The following is a 19,374-nucleotide window of genomic DNA, read 5'->3' on the forward strand; positions in this document are numbered from 1 at the left end:
ATAGTGATGATGTGCTGCTTTCCTCTATTATCGGGGGATTAGCACGGATACAGGACGCGGGTATGTTCAGGGTTTACCATTCCAATCAGCTGGATGTTCTGAAAAGTCTGTTAGCACATCTCATTCAGCTCTCGCCATTACAACCGGCTCTGGCCGCCGAAACGATCCTGGTACAAAGCCCCGGCATGGCACAGTGGCTGAAACAGGCACTGGCACAGGATCTCGGTGTCGCGGCGAATATCACCTTTCCGCTGCCGTCGAGTTTTATCTGGCAGATGTTTCATCAGGTATTGCCGGAAGTACCGCAGGAAAACCCCTATACCAAACCAGCCATGCTGTGGCGGCTGATGCAACTGTTACCGCAGTGCATGGACGATGTGCTGTTTGCGCCGCTGGCCGGCTATCTGGCCGAAGATCATGACGGGCGGCGCTGCTATCAGCTCTGTCAGCGGATTGCGGATCTGTTCGACCAGTATCTGGTATACCGTCCGGACTGGATTGTGGACTGGGAAAGCGGTGGTGCGCAGGGTGCAGAGACGCAGCTGTGGCAGCCGGTACTGTGGCGTAAATTGGTGGCACTGACCGAGCAGCAGGCCAGTCATTTGCACCGGGTTAATTTATTCTCCAGTTTTATCAATACGCTCAAAGCCGGGAAACCCAAGGCAGTGTTGCCGCAACGGCTGTTTGTATTCGGTATCTCTTCGCTGCCGCCGCATTATCTGGAAGCGCTGATGGCGCTGGGTGAGCATTGTGAAGTGCATCTGCTGCTGACCAATCCGTGCCGTTATTACTGGGGCGATTTGCAGGAAGAGAACCAGATCAACCAGCGGGTACTGAATAAACTGCTGGCCCAGCGCCGGGAGCAGTGGCAGCAGGCCGAACAGCACAAACCCTTATTACCGGAAACCGACTGGCAGCAGCTGTTTAGTGACGAAGGCGAACAACAGGGCAATCCGCTGCTGGTGTCGCTGGGTAAGCAGGGCCGTGATTATCTGTCGCTGCTGGCCGAGATCAGTGCGGCAGAGATTGATGCCTTTGCCGAGATCAACGGGGATAGCCTGCTGCATCTGTTACAGCAGGATCTGCTGGAGTTGCAGGATGGTACCCGTCTCCGTCCGAAACGACCGATCTCCGCCAGCGATCGTTCACTGGTGCTGCATGGCTGCCACAGCCCGTTGCGGGAAGTGGAGGTACTGCATGACCAGTTGCTGCAGCGCTTTGCGGCCGATCCGACCCTGACCCCGAAAGAGGTGGTGGTGATGGTGGCGGATATTAACCGCTATGGCCCTTATGTTCAGGCGGTGTTCGGCAATGCCACCGGGGAACGTTATATCCCGTTTTCTATCTCTGACCGGTCGGCAACACAGGAAAATCCGTTGCTGCAGAGCTTCCTCACGCTCTTGTCATTACCTGATCAGCGTTGTACCGCGACCGAATTACTGGAACTGCTGGCAGTGCCGGCGTTGTTAAAACGCTTTGGTCTGGCAGAGGCCGACCTGACCACGCTGCGCCGCTGGGCGATGGAATCCGGGGTGCGCTGGGGGCTGGAATCCGGCGATGGTGAGCGGTTTGAACTGCCGCCAAGGGAGCGGCACACCTGGTCGTTCGGGCTGGAACGCATGCTGCTTGGTTTTGCCAGCGGCAATGAGACACTGTTTGCTGATGTGGCACCGTACACCGCGATTGAAGGGCAAAATGCGGTGAAACTCGGCCAGCTGGCGCGGTTTATTGCTCAGGTGATGGCGTTGCGCGATGAGCTGGAGACCGCACGTCCGATCACCGAATGGCAGAATCTGGTTGATCGTCTGTTGCTGGATTTTTACCTGCCGCAGGAACAACTGGAAGAGGATGATGCCGCGGCACTGAACCTGATCCGTTCGACCCTGCAGAGCTGGCAGCAACGTCTGTCGCAGATGCAGTATCAGGAACCGTTACCGCTGACGGTGTTCCATGACCATCTGCAGAGTGAACTGAATGCCGTGCGTGGCGGGCAGCAGTTCCTCGCCGGCCGGGTGAACTTCTGTACCCTGATGCCGATGCGGGCGATCCCGTTCCGGCTGGTGTGTCTGCTCGGTATGAACGATGGTTTGTATCCGCGCAGCATGCCACCGCTGGGCTTTGATCTGATGGCCGATCAGCCGCGCAAAGGCGATCGTTCGCGCCGCGAAGACGATCGCTATCTGTTTCTGGAGGCCTTACTGGCGGCACAGCAACAACTCTATATTTCGTATGTCGCGCACAGTGCGATCGATAACCGCGACCTGATGCCCTCGGTGCTGGTCACCGAACTGGTCGAATATTGTCAGCGCGCATTCTTGCTGCCGGAAGATGAAGAAAAAGCGGAAACCGAACAGGAAACCGCACTGCATCAGCATCTGCTGACCGGGCACCCGCTGGTGCCGTATGACCGGCGCTATTTTTCTCCTACCGTACCACCGGCCACTGCAGATCTGTTCAGCTATGCCGCCGAATGGCTGCCGGCGCTGACACCGACCGGTCAGGCTGGCTTTTTCGATGCGCGGTTGTCGTTACCGGAAGAGCTGCAGGGAAAACCGGAGATTGAGCTGGCCGACTGGCTGCGTTTTTTTCGCAATCCGGTGGCGGGATTCTTCCGTCGTCGTCTGCGGGTGCAGTTTGTGGAACGCGAAGCGGCACTGGAGGAGACCGAGCCATTCTGGCTGGATAAATTACAGCAATATCAGTTGCGTGAGCGTCTGCTGCGTTATCAGCGGCTGGATGTCGATCAAGCGGTCTGGCAGGCACGGTTGCTGGCAGAAGGGATGCTGCCGGATGGTGAATTCGGCCGGCTGGCATTGCAGGCCGATGCAAAAAATCTCGCGCCGCTGGCAGCTGCTTTGCAAACCTGGCCACTGGCCACGGCGCAGCGGGAGACCTTCCACCTGGATTTTGCCGGCTGGCAACTGCTGGGCAGTGTCGGAGAAGTGTATGCCGGCCAGCTGGTCCGGCACCGGGTCAGCAAACTGAAAGCCAGCTGGCTGGTGGCGATCTGGCTGGAACATCTGGCGCTGTCTGCGGCCGGTAAACTGACACAGCCCACCCGTCTGCTGGCGCTGGATAACGGTAAGCTGGGCGAATGGTTACTGGCGGTATTGAGTGCCGATGCTGCCCGTGAACAACTGCTGCTGTGGTGGCAGGCATTTACTGAAGGCATGCAACGCCCGCTCTGTTTACCGGTGAATACTGCCTGGCAATGGCTTGAGAAGGCGACGACAGAGAGCGGTTGTCTGGGCGATGACGCGCAGCAGTTACAGGCCAGAGAGGCCGCACAGAAAACGTATACCGGTGACGGCACGTTTGTGAGCGGGGAAGGACAGGATACCTATCTGGCGCGCTGTTTCCCGGAACTGAGCAGTGAGTACTGGGAAGAAATAGAGGAGTGGGCGGTGCAGCTGTTGTTGCCGTTACGCCAGCATTTGCAGGAGGCTGAAGCATGAGCATTCCACTGGATATTCTCACCTTTCCGCTGGGTGGTCTGCGTCTGATTGAGGCCAGTGCCGGTACCGGTAAAACCTACACCATTGCGGGTCTGTATCTGCGCTTGTTGCTCGGCCATGGCTCCGGTGATGCTGCATTTGGTACGCCGTTGCCGGTGGATCGTATTCTGGTGGTGACGTTCACCGAAGCCGCCACTGCGGAGTTGCGCCAGCGTATTCTGAAAGCCATCCGCGACACCCGGCGCGCACTGGAAGTAGGGCACAGTGACGATCAGCTGATACAGAACTTAATTTCCGAATGTCCGGATCAGAAGCTGGCGTTACGGCAGTTGCTGACCGCAGAGCGGCAGATGGATGAAGCGGCGATCTATACCATTCATGGTTTCTGCCAGCGCATGCTGACGCAAAATGCCTTTGAATCCGGCAGTCTGTTTGATAATGAGTTTCTGACGGAAGAGCAGACGCTGCGTGCGGGGGCGGTGGCCGATTTCTGGCGCCATATCACGTATCAGGCCGATGCGCTGCTGGCACAGGCGCTGCTCGATCACTGGAAAGGCCCGGAGGATTTGCTGCGGGAGATCAGTCCGCATCTGGCATTATCCGGTCTGCAGTGTCAGCCGCGCACGGCAGAAACATTGGCTGAACGGCATCAGGCGATCATTAGCCGGTTGAACATGTTTCGCGAAGCCTGGCAGGCGGCAGCCGGTGAACTGGAAAGTTTAATCAGTGGTTCCGATGTCGATAAACGTAGCTATTCCAAAAAGAATCTGCCGAACTGGCTGCAGAAAGTCGGCGACTGGGTCAATGCGCCACTGAGCAGTTACAGCCTGCCGAAAGAGTTGTCGCGTTTTGCAGGCAATGAACTGGCGGCGAAGAGTAAAAGTGGCACTGTGCCGTCACATCCGTTGTTTGCTCAGATTGAAACTCTGCTGGCACAACCGAACGACATTGATGATGTGGTAATTGCCGATGCGTTAACGCAGGTGCGGGCGCGTCTGCAGCAGCAGAAATTACGGCAGCAGCAGTTATCGTTTGATGATCTGCTGACCAATCTGGCACGGGCTTTAAATTCCGAGCGCGGCGTTTTGCTGGCGGAGCGGATCCGGGAACAGTATCCGGTGGCCATGATCGATGAATTTCAGGATACCGATCCGCTGCAGTATCAGATTTTTTCCACCCTGTATGCGCACAATCCCGAATGCGGTTTTTACATGATCGGCGATCCGAAACAGGCAATTTATGCCTTCCGCGGGGCGGATATTTTCACCTATATGCAGGCAAAGCAGCAGGTCGCGGCTCATTACACCCTGCAGACGAATTTCCGTTCCACCGACGAGCTGGTGACAGCCGTGAATGCCTTGTTTGCGCATTCCGGTGCACCGTTTATCTATCAGCAGGATATCCCGTTCGAGGCGGTGAGGGCCAAGGGGAAAAAGGCCGGGTTTGTGCTGCAGGGGCTGCCGCAGACCGCGTTGCAGTGCTGTTTTCCGCTGGAAGGAACGGGGGAGGTCAGTGGTGCTGCTTATCAGCAACGCATGGCGCTGGCGGCGGCCGCACAGATCCACACCTGGCTGGTAGGAGCCCAGCAACAGCAGGCCACGCTGGATGGTAAACCACTGCGACCGAACGATATTGCGGTGCTGGTGCGCAGCGGCCGGGAAGCGGCGGTGATGCAGCAGGCACTGCGGGAATGCGGCATCGCCAGTGTCTATCTGTCCAACCGCGAATCGGTGTTTGCGCAGGCGGTGGCGCAGGATGTGGCACGGCTGCTCGAAGCCTGTCTCAATCCGCAGGATGAAATGCTGATCCGGGCTGCGATGGCGACCGGGCTGCAGGGCTGGACCGTGAGTCAGCTGGCCCGGCTTAACGATGATGAGACGTTGTGGGAACAGACGGTGGAACACATCCGTCTGGCCGGCGAGTTGTGGCGTAACCGGGGGATCTTGCCGATGCTGCGGCAATGGCTGTTCTGGTATCAAATCCCGGAACGTTTGCTGGCGGATACCAACGGCGAGCGGCAGCTGACCGATGTGCTGCATCTGGGCGAACTGCTGCAAACTGCTGCCAGTACATTAAACGGCGAACATGCATTGCTGCGCTGGCTGCTGGAACGTTGTCATCAGCCGAACGGTGATGCGGATGAACAACAGCTGCGGCTCGATTCTGAACGGCAGCGGGTACAAATCGTCACCATCCATAAATCGAAGGGGTTGCAGTACGGTCTGGTGTTGTTGCCATTTATCTGTGCCTATCGCGGTAACGATATGCCGCGTTATCACACCGGTAATGGCGTACAGCTGGACCTCACCGGTTCGGAACACGCCTGGGAAAAGGCGGCGGAAGAGCGGCTGGCGGAGGATTTGCGGCTGCTATATGTTGCCCTGACGCGCGGTGTCTTTGTCACCTGGCTGGGGCTGGCAGATCTGAAAATTAACAGCAAAACCAAGGCGAAAGATGACCGGCCAGCAGCACTGGATTATTTGCTAAAGAACGACAGTGATTCTGCGCTGACCGTCCGTTTCCGGCAGTGGCTGCAGCAGTTGAACAATCATGATCGGGCGGCTGAGGTGGCGGAAATTGCTTTCCCGCAGACGCCGTATCACGAAATCAGTGTGCCATTGCCCGCCCCGCAGGCACGGCATTTTAGCGGGCAACTGGAGCGCAACTGGCGGGTGACCTCTTATTCCGCACTGACGGTTAGTCATAGTACCTATCAGCCAACACCACCCTTGCCGGTGGTGGTCAGTGATGAAGAACCACAGGCGCCCCGCTTTGATGTGTTCAGTTTTCCGCGTGGTGCGCACGCCGGTACTTTCCTGCACAGTCTGCTGGAAGATCTCGATTTTGGTGCTGACGATGCGTTCTGCCGAAAATGGATCACCGAACATCTGCAGGGGGTGCAGCTCAGTCATGACTGGCAGCCGGAACCGTGGCAACCGGTACTGGAACAATGGCTGACGCAGATCCTGAACAGTGAGCTGTTCCCCGGATTATCCCTGTCGCAACTGACTCCGCAGCAATGCCTGAGCGAGATGGAATTTCTGCTGCCGTTAGCGCCATTGTCAGCCCCCGCCCTGAACCGCTGTCTGGCCGCGGGGGATGCGCTTTCCGCCAACGCACCACCGCTGGCCTTCAATGAAGTTCAGGGCATGCTGAAAGGCTTTATCGATCTGGTGTTTGAACATCAGGGACGTTTCTACGTGGTGGACTATAAGTCGAATTATCTTGGTGATAATCCGGCAGCCTATCAGCAGGACGCAATGGCGCAGGCGATGCTGGAACACCGCTATGATGTGCAGTATCAGCTGTATACGCTGGCCCTGCACCGCTATCTGCGTTGCCGGTTGCCGGACTACGACTATGAGCGGCATATCGGCGGTGTCTGCTATCTGTTCCTGCGCGGCATGAACGGTGATGCCGGTAGCGGGGTATATGCCACCAAACCGGATAAACAACATATTGCGGCGCTGGATGCCTTGTTTGCCGGTCAGTCTGAAATCGGATCCGGGGAGTTTACGGTATGACATTCACTTTTCCTGCGTTAACCCCTTGCTGGCAGGCATTACTGGAAGCCCGTCTGCTGCGTGATCTGGATGTCCAGCTAGCGCAACTGCTGGCTCGCTGGGATGCTGACGAAAGCGTGCAGCTGGCGGTGGCACTGACCAGTCAGGAACTCGGGCGCGGGCATGTCTGCTTTGATCTCAGTACCTGGCCGGAGCGGCTGGCGCAGTGGCAGGCCCAGCTATCGCAGGCAGCATTAAGCTGGCCTGAGACCACCGTGGCAGCGCTGGATGCAAAGCTACAGCAGAGCCCGCTGGTACGGGTCATCACTGATCCTTCGGATGCTGAGGAACAGGGCCAGCCGTTGACGCTGTTTGCCGGCCGGCTCTACCTCAGCCGTTACTTTCGTTTTGAACAGCAGGTGGCGTGCTGGCTGCAGCAAGCCAGTCTGCCAGCGGACAACGCCGTGAATGCAACCGAACTGGCCGCGCAGTTACGGCAGTTGTTTACACCGCAGCCGGAAACCGACTGGCAGGCGGTGGCCGTCGCCACGGCTTGTGAGGGGCGCTTTACCCTGATCTCCGGCGGCCCCGGCACTGGGAAAACCACGACAGTGACCAAACTGCTGGCGTTGCTGGTGGCGCAGAGTGAGCAATCATTGCTGATCCGGCTGGCGGCACCGACCGGAAAGGCGGCTGCCCGGCTGACGGAATCGATCGCCAAAGCCAAAACCGAACTGGCAACACAGGTGAATGCCGACTGGCTGGAAGGTATTCCGACGCAGGCCAGTACCCTGCATCGTCTGCTGGGGGTGATCCCCGGTCAGCCGGAGTTCCGCCACCATGCGCAGAATCCGTTGCCACTGGATGTGCTGGTGGTCGATGAAGCCTCGATGATCGATCTGCCGATGATGGCACGTCTGCTGGCCGCGTTACCGCCGCAGGCGCGGCTGATCCTGCTGGGAGATAAAGACCAGCTGGCGTCGGTCGAAGCGGGTGCGGTGCTGGGCGATATCTGCCGGTTTGTGGCGCAGGGCATCAGTCAGCCACAGGCGGAATGCCTGCAGCAACGCACCGGCTATGATTTGCAGCCGTATGTGCAGGTCACCGGGCATCCGCTGTGCGATCGGCTTTGTCTGCTACGGAAAAGCTGGCGTTTTGCTGCGGACTCCGGCATCGGTAAACTGGCCGAAGCGGTGAATAATGGCGATGAAAAAACGGCACAAGCGGTATGGACGCGGGATTACCGCGATATCCGTCTGCACAGCGATGAACAGCGGCTGGAAATGGCAGTGAAGCTGGCCGCTGAGGGATATCATGCCTATCTGGCATTGCTGGATAAACCGATGAGCGCCGAAGGCGCGGTCGCGCTGTTACAGGCTTTCAACCAGATCCGCCTGCTGTGCGCCCTGCATGACGGGCCGTGGGGCATCAATGGCATGAATCAGGCGATTGGTCAGCGCCTGCAGACTCAGGGCAGACTGCAGATGACGGCGGACTGGTTTGCCGGTCGCCCGGTGATGATCACCGAGAATGATTATGGTCTGGGGCTGTATAATGGCGATATCGGCATTGCTGCCAGCGACGGTGAACGGTTGCGGGTCTGGTTTGTGCTGCCGGATGGAAAGGCGCATGGTTTTCTGCCCAGTCGCCTGCCGGCGCACGATACCGCCTGGGCGATGACCGTACATAAATCGCAGGGTTCGGAATTTACCCACACGCTGCTGCTGTTACCGCCGGAGACGAACCCGTTGCTGACCCGCGAGTTGCTCTATACCGGCATCACCCGGGCACGTGAACAGCTGGATCTGTTTGCCACGCCGGAAGTGCTGGCATTGATGGTGCGCAAACAGACCGAACGCTACAGCGGCTTAGTGACCATGCTGGAAACAATGCGTGCGTTGCATGACGCAGAATAACGACGCTGACAGGAATGTCGGATATGCTTAATTCAGGAATGTTGACATTCTGAACAGTTCAAATAAGATGTATGGACATTTAGACGTCCAAACATCTGTTTTAGATGATGCGGGAAGCGGAGCCTTCCGCCCAAAAGGCCGTAAGGCAGGCAAGGAGTAATGATGAGTTTTGACAGCGCACGTCAGGTAGAAGCCCTGAACCAGAATCTGGCCGAGTTGAGCGGCGATATTAATGTTTCGTTCGAGTTTTTTCCGCCCGCCACTGAAAGCATGGAACAGACGCTGTGGAACTCCATTGAACGCCTGAGCAAACTGAAACCCTCTTTTGTCTCAGTAACTTATGGTGCGAACTCCGGTACCCGTGACCGTACCCACAGCATTATCAAAGATATCAAAGAACGTACCGGTCTGGTTGCCGCACCGCATCTGACTTGTGTCGATGCGACCCGTGACGAACTGCGTGCGATTGCCAAAGACTATTGGGACAACGGTATCCGTAACATCGTCGCGCTGCGTGGCGATCTTCCGCCGGGTGCCGGCAAACCGGAAATGTACGCCAACGATCTGGTGGCTTTGCTGAAAGAAGTGGCTGATTTCGACATCTCTGTGGCCGCGTATCCGGAAGTGCATCCGGAAGCGAAAAGCGCGCAGGCGGATCTGCTGCACCTGAAACGCAAGATTGATGCCGGTGCCAACCGTGCGATCACCCAGTTCTTCTTCGACGTGGAAAGCTACCTGCGTTTCCGTGACCGTTGTGCGGCGATCGGGATTGAAGCCGAAATCGTACCGGGCATTCTGCCGGTCTCTAACTACAAAAATCTGCTGAAATTTGCCGGTTTCACCAACGTGAAAATCCCGCAATGGCTGCATCAGCGTTTTGAAGGCATCGCCGATGATGATCAGATGACCCGTAACATGGTTGGTGCCAGCATCGCCATCGACATGGCGCGCGTGCTGTCACGTGAAGGGGTAAAAGATTTCCACTTCTACACGCTGAACCGCTCTGAACTGACCTACGCGATCTGTCACACGCTGGGTGTACGTCCGAAAGCGTAATCAGCCGGAATACAAAAAAGGCGCCATACAGTCATGTATCGCGCCTTTTTTCATGCCGCCGATTTAAGATCAGGCGTTATCGGATTCCAGCAATACCTTACGTAAACGACGTAATCCTTCCACCATCAGTTCCGGTTCGGTATGGCTGAAGTTCAGGCGGATATAACCATGCGGCGGATTTTCTTCTGCAAAGAATGCTTCACCCGGCATAAAGGCGACACCGGCTTCCAGTGCAATTTTCAGCAGCGGACGGGTATCCACGGTTTTCTTCAGTTTTAACCAGAAGAACAAACCACCGGACGGGATCTGCCATTCCGCCAGATCGGCAAATTCACTTTCCAGCGCCGCGGCAAACGCATCACGACGTACGCGGTAGAACTCGCGCAGCCGTTCCAGACGCTGTGGTTTATCCGCCGAATTCATATATTCCAGTGCCAGCCATTGGCCGGGACGGTTGGTATGCAGATCCGATGCCTGTTTCAGGCGGACCAGAGGCGTGATCAGATCAGGATGGGCAATCAGATAACCGATACGCAGACCGGGGATCAGCACTTTGGAAAATGAACCGAAGTAAATCCACGGCGCGGTTTTCATGAAAGAGCAGATCGGTGGTTTCGCCAGATTGTCATAATCCAGCTCACAGTAAGGCTCATCTTCAATCAATGGCAGATTATATTGGTCGAGCAACGCCGCGACAGCCTGACGCGATTCGGGGGTATAACAGGTGCCTGACGGATTCTGAAAGCTCGGGATCAGGTAAGTGAAACGAGGCTTGTAGTCGCGGATCTGATGTTCAAAATTCGCAATATCCGGGCCCTGGCTGCTCAGGTTTACGCCGCGGCAATTGGCCTGGAAAAGATTAAAACATTGCAGTGCGGCCAGATAGGTCGGTGATTCAACCAGCACATTACTGTCCGGATCGATAAACAATTTGGAGACCAGATCCAGCCCTTGTTGTGAGCCGGAAAGGATCAGCACCTGACTGGCATCACAGCTGATCCCTTTTTGCCGCGCTTCCGCCGCAATGGCTTCCCGTAGTTCCGGTTCACCTTCACTCATACCGTATTGTCTGACTTTATTCGGCAAGACTGACCAGTCAATGTCAGGAAAACTGCCTTCCGCGGGTAAACCACCGGCAAACGAAATCACGTTCGGTTTCTGGGCGCTGGCTAATATTTCTCTGATGATTGAGGATGTTAGGTGTTGGATACGCTGGGCAAACATGCGGCCTCCGGTCATGCGGGCATGAGTTTGTTTAATTGCTATTTCTGATGCAGGACGATAAATTCTAGGAAATTATCGGTAGATACGTCAGCGAAGTTGACCTATCTTGCCAGCACACCAAGTTAAGTCAATATGGTTGACCAAAATAATCAAAATTCGCTCAATGCCGCGTTAGAGTTGTTCCATTTTGCCTTCCGTGCGTTCACCTCAGGGCCAGATGCGATATTGGCGGAACAGGGGTTACAGCGGGTGCATCATCGCATTCTCTATTTTGTCGGCCGCAATCCGGCGATCAGTGTCAACGCGTTGCTGAAAATTCTCGGTGTGAGTAAACAGGCACTGAACGGCCCGCTACGAGCGTTAAAAGAGTTAGATCTGATTGATGCGAACTCTGATGAATTTGATAAGCGGATCAAGCGGTTAACACTTAGTGAGCAGGGGCAGGCCCTGGAAAACCGGTTATCGCAAAGCCAGCGCGAGCTGATGACGCAAGTATTTACTGACGCAGGTGAGGATGCCGAGCAGCACTGGCGTGCCATTATGCTGAAACTGGCAGAAACCAAATTTGCTCATTTGCTGAATCAGGACAACAGCGATAAAGCAGGCGAGGGCTGGAGCGCAGAATGTTGAGGTGACGATAGCGGAGCCTATCGAGATGGGCTCCGCTATCCGATGCTGCTTAGTGCTGCGGTTTGCTGCTGCGTTGTCCGCCAGCGGCAGAGCGGTTGCCTTGCGGACGACCGGCTGGTGCATTAGCTGAACGTGACGGCTGACCGGCACGCTGAGTACCAGAACGGGTAGGCGATGCGGGTTTCGCGGCACCTTCCGCCTGTTTTGGCTGATGCGGGCGAGGCTGACCGGTATGCGGCGAGTGCGCTTTATGCTGCTCGCCCTGTGATGAGCGTGGTGAGCGTTGCTGACGCGGTTCCTGGCTGCGGCCATCATCAAACATCTTAGGTTTTTTCGGCTTTTTCACCGGACGGGTCAGTTGCGCTTCCGTGGTCATTGCGACCGGATTCTGTGGTTTAAAACCGTCGAATTCTTCACGTGGCAGGATCTGTTTGATCAGTTTTTCCACATCAACCAGCAGCGGCTGTTCATCGGCACTCACCAGTGAAATAGCATGACCTTCCATACCGGCACGGCCAGTACGACCAATACGGTGCACGTAATCTTCCGCGATGTTTGGCAGTTCATAGTTCACTACCTGTGGCAGCTGGGCGATGTCGATACCACGCGCGGCGATATCGGTCGCAACCAGTACACGCACGGAGCCATCTTTGAAGCCGGATAACGCACGGGTACGCGCGCCCTGACTCTTGTTACCGTGGATCGCGGCGGCCTGAATACCGGCGGTTTCCAGCTGTGTCACCAGTTTATTCGCGCCGTGTTTGGTGCGCATAAATACCAGTACCTGCTGCCAGTTGTTGTGTTTGATTAAATGGCACAACAAAGCCGGTTTACGGCCTTTATCCACCGGGCAGATGGTCTGTTTGATGGTTTCGGCAGTGGTGTTACGTGGTGCCACATCAATCTGTACCGGCTCGTTCAGCAGGCCCTTGGCCAGCGTGCGGATCTCATCCGAGAAGGTCGCGGAGAACATCAGTGTCTGACGATCTTTTGGCAGCATGTTGATGATTTTGCGGATATCGCGGATAAAGCCCATGTCCAGCATGCGGTCGGCTTCATCCAGGATCAGCACTTCCAGTTGGCGGAAATGCAGGGCGTTCTGGCTGACCAGATCCAGCAGACGGCCTGGGGTCGCAACCAGCACGTCAGCGCCTTTGCGCATCGCCAGCATTTGCGGATTAATATTCACGCCACCGAACACCACCACGGATTTCAGTGGCAGGTATTTCCCGTAGGTGGTGACGCTTTCAGCAACCTGAGCCGCCAGTTCGCGGGTCGGGGTCAGCACCAGTGCGCGAACGGCATTAGAGCGGGCCGGATTACCGCGCGACAGACGGTGCAGCAACGGCAGCGTAAAACCTGCGGTTTTACCGGTACCGGTTTGTGCTGCGGCCATCACGTCCTGACCCGCCAATACGGCCGGAATAGCCTGTAACTGGATCGGTGATGGGGTGTCGTAGCCTTTATCTTTAACGGCGCGCAGTAGTGGTTCGCTTAAGCCAAGTTCAGTAAATGACATTAAATGGTGATTCCTGTTTTATAAAATGTGAAAGCAGCGGAGCTGTTCGTGTGGTTCGTCGGTGATAAGGCCTCACACCAGCTTGCGAACTCTCACTTTGCGGCCTTTAATTTTGCCGTCCTGTAAATAACCGTAGACCTTGTTGGCAATGCTGTGATGCACCGCAACATAGGCATGTAATTCTGCAATATTGATTTTGCCGATATGCTGGCCGTTAAAACCGGCCTCTTTGGTCAGCGCACCGAGAATATCGCCGGGGCGGACTTTGCTTTTCCGGCCACCGTCGAGGCACAGCGTGACCATCTCGGGTTTCATGTTGTCCGGGTTTTTCTTCAGCTCATCAAGGTTGCCCCAGACGGCCTGGCTTTGCTGGTAATCTTCGATCTGCAGCACACGGTTAGTCTGTGACGCGGTGGTCAGCGTCAGTGCCAGACCGGTTTGTCCGGCGCGGCCGGTACGACCAATACGGTGCACATGAATTTCCGGATCCGGTGTCAGGTCGTAGTTCACTACAGCCTGTAATTCTTTGATATCCAGACCACGTGCGGCCACATCGGTGGCAACCAGAATGGCGCAGCTCTGGTTAGAAAAACGCACCACGACTTGGTCGCGTTCGCGCTGTTCCAGATCGCCGTTCAGCGCCAGTGCACTGTAGCCTTGAGCAGATAATGCATCGGCAACCTGCTGGGTCTGGTGTTTCATATTGCAGAAAATCACCGTGGAACGTGGCTGATAATGCTGCAGCAGTTTCAGCAATGCCGGGAATTTGGCTTCCTGATTTGGCAGCTCAAAGAAACGCTGTTCGATCTGCACCGCACTGTGGGTTGATTCCACACGCACGCTTAACGGATTGCGCTGGAACTCGGTGCTCAGACGTTGAATGTCTTCCGGATAGGTAGCAGAAAACAGCAGGGTCTGACGTTGGCGTGGGCAAACTTTGGCTATTTCGCGCATGGCATCGGCAAAACCCATGTCCAGCATACGATCTGCTTCATCCAGCACCCACGTTTTGAGTGCAGCCAGACTCAGGCTTTCTTTATCCAGATGTTTTTGCACACGGCCCGGCGTACCGACCACGATATGTGCGCCCTGTTCCAGCGAGCTGAATTGCGGGCCAATTGGCATGCCACCACACAGGGTCAATACTTTGACGTTCGGAATCAGACGTGCCAGACGGCGGATTTCACCAGCCACCTGATCGGCCAGTTCACGGGTCGGGCACAGCACCAGCCCCTGTACGTTCAGGGATTTAACATCCAGACCTTGCAGTAAGCCCAGTGCGAACGCGGCAGTTTTACCACTACCGGTTTTGGCTTGCGCCAGCACATCCTTACCCTGCAATACCGCAGGCAGGCTCTGGGCCTGAATAGGGGTCATTTCGCTGTAACCCAGCGCGGTGAGATTTTCCAGCAGCGCTGGTTGCAGTGCTAATTGCGCAAAAGCAGACGATGCCGCAGTTGCAGCCGAATTTGTATCAGACATGACTAATCCTGAATTAAACCAATAACAAGACCGCCGGACAGGCGAAATGGGTGTCGGACGCAGGACATCGCACCAAAGTAGCAACGAATGTCGGGGAAATTTGTACCGGTTTCAGGCCGCAGCATCTGAGCAAACGTCAAATGGCGAAATGGAAGGTGAAAACGTGCAAACAACGCATCAAACGCTGCGTAGCTTAAGGGAAGGCGGCAGTGTTTGCAAACTGATGTCATGGCGGCGTGAATTTATTTTCGCCAGCGAAAAATACCGTTACCATGCAGTGAGTTACTTTTTCGTTTATGGCGACATCCGCCACAGTCTATGGCTGTTGCGCTCAGGGAGTGAACATGAAGCAGAGTCAACGACATCAGAACATTCTGAACCTGCTGAATCAGCACGGGTTTGTTTCCACCGAAGAGATGGTGGCGCAGTTTGATGTCAGTCCGCAAACTATCCGCCGTGATCTGAATGAGCTGGCGGAACAGAAGCAAATTATCCGTCATCATGGTGGTGCGTCGTTACCTGATAGTAGCACCAGTAATACGGCATACAGCACGCGGAAAGTGATGCAGCTGGCAGAAAAAGAACGGATTGCCGCGCAGGTGGCGGCGCGCATTCCTGACGGCGCGTCGTTGTTTATCGATATCGGCACTACCACGGAGGCGATTGCCCGTGCGCTGTTGCATCACAAAGATCTGCGCATCGTGACCAACAACCTGAACGTGGCGATGATTCTGACCGAAAAAGATGACTTTAAAGTCATCATCGCCGGCGGCGAAATTCGTAACCGCGATGGCGGCATTATCGGTGAGGCGACGCGGGATTTTATCGGTCAGTTCCGCATGGATTTTGGCATCATCGGTATCTCCGGCATCGATATGACCGGTGCCCTGCTCGATTTTGATTATCACGAAGTGCGGGTCGCGCAGTCGATTATTGCCCATTCCCGGCAGGTTTTTCTGGCTACCGATCACACCAAGTTTGGCCGGAATGCGATGGTGAATCTGGGTAATATCAGTCAGGTGGATGTGTTGTTCACTGACCAGCAACCGCCGGAAGAAATCCAGCGCATCATGCAGCAGGGGCAGGTGGAGTGTTGTATCTGTTAGTTTTTGCGGCGTTCGGAGTAATTCAGGCTGACCAAAGATAGTATTTATCGACCCTCCGCCTGTTTTCGCATAGCTGGCGCCGGTCAAAGGGTCCACCCCGCCAACACGTCGTGAACCCATCCATGGGGACTCCGCCGCGTCATCCCTGACGCGGAGGGTTGTCGGAATGGACCCTTTGCCCGTCTTGTATGAAGTTTTGGCCGAATCTGGCATGCTCAGGCGGCTGATGTTTCTTCGATGTTCTCTTTTATTTGCGTTACTGGTTTACCGCAACGCACTGCCATGCGTTGTGCTACATAGGCTTTCAGTTGCGCCTGTGCAGCGTCACTCAGGGTCAGGCCGAGTTTAGTGCGGCGCCACAGAATATCTTCCGCACTGCAGGCCCATTCCTGTTCCATCAGGTAATCCACTTCTTCGCGGCATAATTCACTGCCAAAGTTGAGCGTCAGCTCTTTCGGCAACCAGCCAGCAGCCAGGCTACCGTAACAACTGGCGATCCGGCGGGCGGTTGCGGCATCCAGCCACGGTGCCTGTTTGCGGTACTTCTGGGTCAGATGCAGCACGTTCCCTTCAAAATCAGCACCCGGCAGTTTCGAGGTTGCGGTCCAGTCCTCCCGTGCCTGCGGGAAATAAGGCGCCAGTTTATGACAAGCGGCCTGTGCCAGTTTGCGGTAAGTGGTCAGCTTGCCACCGAACACCGACAACAGCGGTGCCTTGCCCTGTTCATCAGCCAGTTCCAGCGTGTAATCGCGGGTGACCGCCTGCGGAGAACTGGATTCATCATCACACAGCGGACGTACGCCGGAGTAACTCCAGACCACATCTTTCGGTGCTATCTGGTGGATGAAATGTTTATTCACCACATCGCACAGGTACTGCACCTCTTCCTCATTAATTTTCACTGCCCGCAGATCACCTTTGTATTCCAGATCCGTGGTACCAATCAGCGAGAAGTGTTGCTGATAGGGGATGACAAACACGATGCGCTTATCTTCATTCTGCAGAATATAGGCTTCTTCGCGTTCATGAATGCGCGGCACAATAATGTGGCTGCCCTTCACCAGCCGGATGTTGCGCGGTGATTTCAGTTCCATCGCTTCATCAAACAGACGTTTGACCCACGGACCGGTCGCATTCACCAGTGCATTGGCGGTGACCTCAAAGGTATTGCCGTTCAGCTGATCCTGCAGCGTCAGCTGCCAGTGTTCTTTTTCACGACGGGCTTTGACGCAGGCAGTACGGGTATCAACCCGTGCACCATGGTTTCGTGCCTGCATGGCATTCAGCACCACTAAACGCGCGTCATCCACCCAGGCGTCGGAGTATTCAAAGCCTTTTACCAAATGCGGCTGTACGCCATCATTGGGTGAAAATTTGATACTGCTGCAGGCAGGTAAGGTCACGCGTTTTGCCAGATGATCGTAAAGGAACAAACCGGCGCGGATCATCCATGCCGGGCGCAGGTGAGGGCGGTGTGGCAGGCGAAAACGCATTGGATGGGCAATATGCGGGGCCATGCGCAGCAAGGTTTCACGTTCCGCCAGTGCTTCTTTGACCAGTCGGAATTCGTAGTGTTCCAGATAACGTAAACCGCCGTGGATCAGCTTGCTGGAAGCCGACGATGTAGCACTGGCCAGATCATCCGCCTCGAACAGAGCAACAGAAAGTCCGCGCCCGGCAGCATCGGCGGCAATGCCGGTGCCATTGATTCCTCCACCAATGACGACCAAATCGTAATGCGGAATGGTGTTCATCATATTCTTTGCTCCAGCGTCATTATGCTCGAATAGAAACATATTAATGTTCGATAACGAAAATATAGAACAATATTGAGCATTAGTGTGACTAAAATGTGATCAATCAATGAAATTTATCCACTGCCAGCCGGAACAAGTCGGTGGCTGGCAGTTTTCCGGCTTCCGGTATGGCTAATCCACCCAGTGCTGTGAGCGCGTGACCGCTTTCTGCCAGCCGCTATACAGCTGTTCGCGCTGTTCTGCCGGCAGTGCCGGTTCGAACTCGCGATCGATGCTGAATTTATCGCTCAGCTCGGCGGTGCTCTCCCAGAAGCCGACCGCGAGTCCGGCGAGGAAGGCGGCACCCAGTGCGGTGGTTTCAATCAGTTTCGGACGCACCACGGTGGTACCCATGATGTCGGACTGGAACTGCATCAGGAAGTCATTCGCCACCGCACCACCATCGACTTTCAGACTGGCGAGCCGGATACCGGAGTCTTTCTGCATCGCATCCAGCACATCACGGCTTTGATAGGCGATCGATTCCAGTGCGGCACGGATGATGTGATTGCGGTTAGCGCCACGCGTCAGGCCGACGATTGCGCCCCGGGCATACGGGTCCCAGTAGGGAGCGCCGAGTCCGACAAAGGCCGGCACCAGATAGACACCGTTAGAGTCTTTTACCTTGCCGGCAAAATAACCGGTATCGGTGGCATCATCGATCAGCCGCAGCTCATCGCGCAGCCATTGCACCGTCGCGCCACCCATAAACACCGAGCCTTCCAGCGCATAGTTCACATTCCCGGTTGGGCCCACGGCGATGGTGGTCAGCAAACCACTTTCTGATTTCACCGGCGTTTCACCGGTATTCATCAGCAGGAAGCAGCCGGTACCGTAAGTGTTCTTTGCCATGCCTTTTTCAAAGCAGAGCTGGCCGAACAACGCCGCCTGCTGATCGCCGGCAATACCGGAGATCGGGATCTGCGCACCGCCGCCACGGGTGGTGTAGCCATAGACCTCAGAAGATGGACGAACCTGCGGCAGCATCGAGGCCGGAATGCCCAGTTCCTGCAGAATATGACCGTCCCACTGCAGATCGCGGATGTTATACAGCATGGTGCGCGACGCATTGGTCGGATCGGTGACGTGCACTTCACCATTGGTCATTTTCCAGATCAGCCAGGTATCAATTGTGCCAAATAGCAGTTCACCCCGTTCCGCTTTTTCACGCGCCCCTTCGACGTTATCGAGGATCCATTTCACCTTGGTACCGGAGAAGTAAGCATCCAGCAGCAGACCGGTATTTTCACGCACGTAGTTATCGAGACCACGCGCTTTCAGCTCTTCACAAATAGCGGCGGTACGGCGGCACTGCCAGACGATGGCGTTATACACGGGTTTCCCGGTCGCTTTTTCCCATACCACCGTGGTTTCACGCTGGTTGGTGATACCAATCGCGGCAATTTCGTCGTTATGGATACCGGATTTTGCCAGTGCCTCTGTCAGCGTGGAGGACTGTGTTGCCCAGATTTCCATCGGGTCATGTTCTACCCAGCCCGGTTGCGGATAGTGCTGGGTGAATTCACGCTGAGATACCGCCACAATACGCGCATCATGGTCGAAGATAATGGCGCGGGAAGAGGTAGTACCCTGGTCGAGTGCGACGACGTAACGTTGTTTTGTCATGTTGTTCTCCATTTATTTATTGCGCGCTCAGATCTCGCGCATAAAAATGTTCGAATGCATT

Annotated in this window: 11 protein-coding genes; 6 read left to right on the plus strand and 5 right to left on the minus strand. The window is 55.7% G+C overall.

Features of this window, described 5'->3' with window-relative positions; genetic code table 11:
* Positions 1 to 62: 62 nt before the first annotated feature.
* The 4 genes from recC (at position 63) to metF (ending at position 9,930) form a co-directional block, all read left to right on the plus strand.
* Entirely contained in the window at positions 63 to 3,455 is a 3,393-nt protein-coding gene (gene recC, locus TOLA_RS00320; protein ID WP_012728288.1) for an exodeoxyribonuclease V subunit gamma, read from the plus strand.
* Entirely contained in the window at positions 3,452 to 6,979 is a 3,528-nt protein-coding gene (gene recB, locus TOLA_RS00325) for an exodeoxyribonuclease V subunit beta (protein WP_012728289.1), read from the plus strand. The genes recC and recB overlap by 4 nt, the downstream gene beginning before the upstream one ends.
* Complete coding sequence (gene recD, locus TOLA_RS00330) at positions 6,976 to 8,874, plus strand: exodeoxyribonuclease V subunit alpha (RefSeq protein ID WP_012728290.1); 1,899 nt, start codon at positions 6,976 to 6,978, stop codon at positions 8,872 to 8,874. Before recB ends, recD begins: the two co-directional genes overlap by 4 nt.
* Positions 8,875 to 9,036: 162 nt before the next feature.
* Positions 9,037 to 9,930 carry a methylenetetrahydrofolate reductase gene (gene metF, locus TOLA_RS00335; protein ID WP_012728291.1) on the plus strand — a complete coding sequence of 298 codons (894 nt, stop codon included), beginning with the start codon at positions 9,037 to 9,039 and terminating at the stop codon, positions 9,928 to 9,930.
* A gap of 69 nt (positions 9,931 to 9,999) precedes the next feature.
* Here the strand turns inward: metF and TOLA_RS00340 are convergent, their stop codons facing one another.
* Positions 10,000 to 11,154 (minus strand): aminotransferase-like domain-containing protein, encoded by a 1,155-nt coding sequence (locus tag TOLA_RS00340; RefSeq protein ID WP_012728292.1) that lies wholly within the window; start codon positions 11,152 to 11,154, stop codon positions 10,000 to 10,002.
* A gap of 132 nt (positions 11,155 to 11,286) precedes the next feature.
* On the opposite strand from TOLA_RS00340, the gene TOLA_RS00345 reads away from it, so the two are divergent.
* Positions 11,287 to 11,784, plus strand: coding sequence for a MarR family winged helix-turn-helix transcriptional regulator (locus TOLA_RS00345; protein WP_012728293.1), 498 nt, complete (start codon positions 11,287 to 11,289; stop codon positions 11,782 to 11,784).
* A gap of 49 nt (positions 11,785 to 11,833) precedes the next feature.
* Here TOLA_RS00345 and TOLA_RS00350 read toward each other — a convergent pair whose 3' ends face one another.
* Positions 11,834 to 13,303 carry a DEAD/DEAH box helicase gene (locus TOLA_RS00350; protein WP_012728294.1) on the minus strand — a complete coding sequence of 490 codons (1,470 nt, stop codon included), beginning with the start codon at positions 13,301 to 13,303 and terminating at the stop codon, positions 11,834 to 11,836.
* Between the two features lie 72 nt (positions 13,304 to 13,375).
* The gene (gene dbpA / locus TOLA_RS00355) at positions 13,376 to 14,785 is read right to left on the minus strand and encodes an ATP-dependent RNA helicase DbpA (RefSeq protein ID WP_012728295.1); all 1,410 of its coding nucleotides are present in this window, start codon (positions 14,783 to 14,785) and stop codon (positions 13,376 to 13,378) included.
* A gap of 344 nt (positions 14,786 to 15,129) precedes the next feature.
* Between dbpA and TOLA_RS00360 the strand changes: the two genes are divergently transcribed.
* Positions 15,130 to 15,891 carry a DeoR/GlpR family transcriptional regulator gene (locus tag TOLA_RS00360; protein WP_012728296.1) on the plus strand — a complete coding sequence of 254 codons (762 nt, stop codon included), beginning with the start codon at positions 15,130 to 15,132 and terminating at the stop codon, positions 15,889 to 15,891.
* 215 nt (positions 15,892 to 16,106) lie between these two features.
* On the opposite strand, the gene glpD is transcribed toward TOLA_RS00360, so the two are convergent.
* Together glpD and glpK are read right to left on the minus strand one after the other, a co-directional pair.
* Positions 16,107 to 17,648 (minus strand): glycerol-3-phosphate dehydrogenase, encoded by a 1,542-nt coding sequence (glpD, locus tag TOLA_RS00365; protein ID WP_012728297.1) that lies wholly within the window; start codon positions 17,646 to 17,648, stop codon positions 16,107 to 16,109.
* A 171-nt stretch (positions 17,649 to 17,819) separates the two neighbouring features.
* Positions 17,820 to 19,313: a glycerol kinase GlpK gene (gene glpK / locus TOLA_RS00370; protein WP_012728298.1), complete on the minus strand. Its 1,494-nt coding sequence runs from the start codon at positions 19,311 to 19,313 to the stop codon at positions 17,820 to 17,822.
* Positions 19,314 to 19,374: the final 61 nt, after the last annotated feature.

It is taken from the genome of Tolumonas auensis DSM 9187 (assembly GCF_000023065.1).
GTDB classification, from domain to species: Bacteria; Pseudomonadota; Gammaproteobacteria; order Enterobacterales; family Aeromonadaceae; genus Tolumonas; species Tolumonas auensis.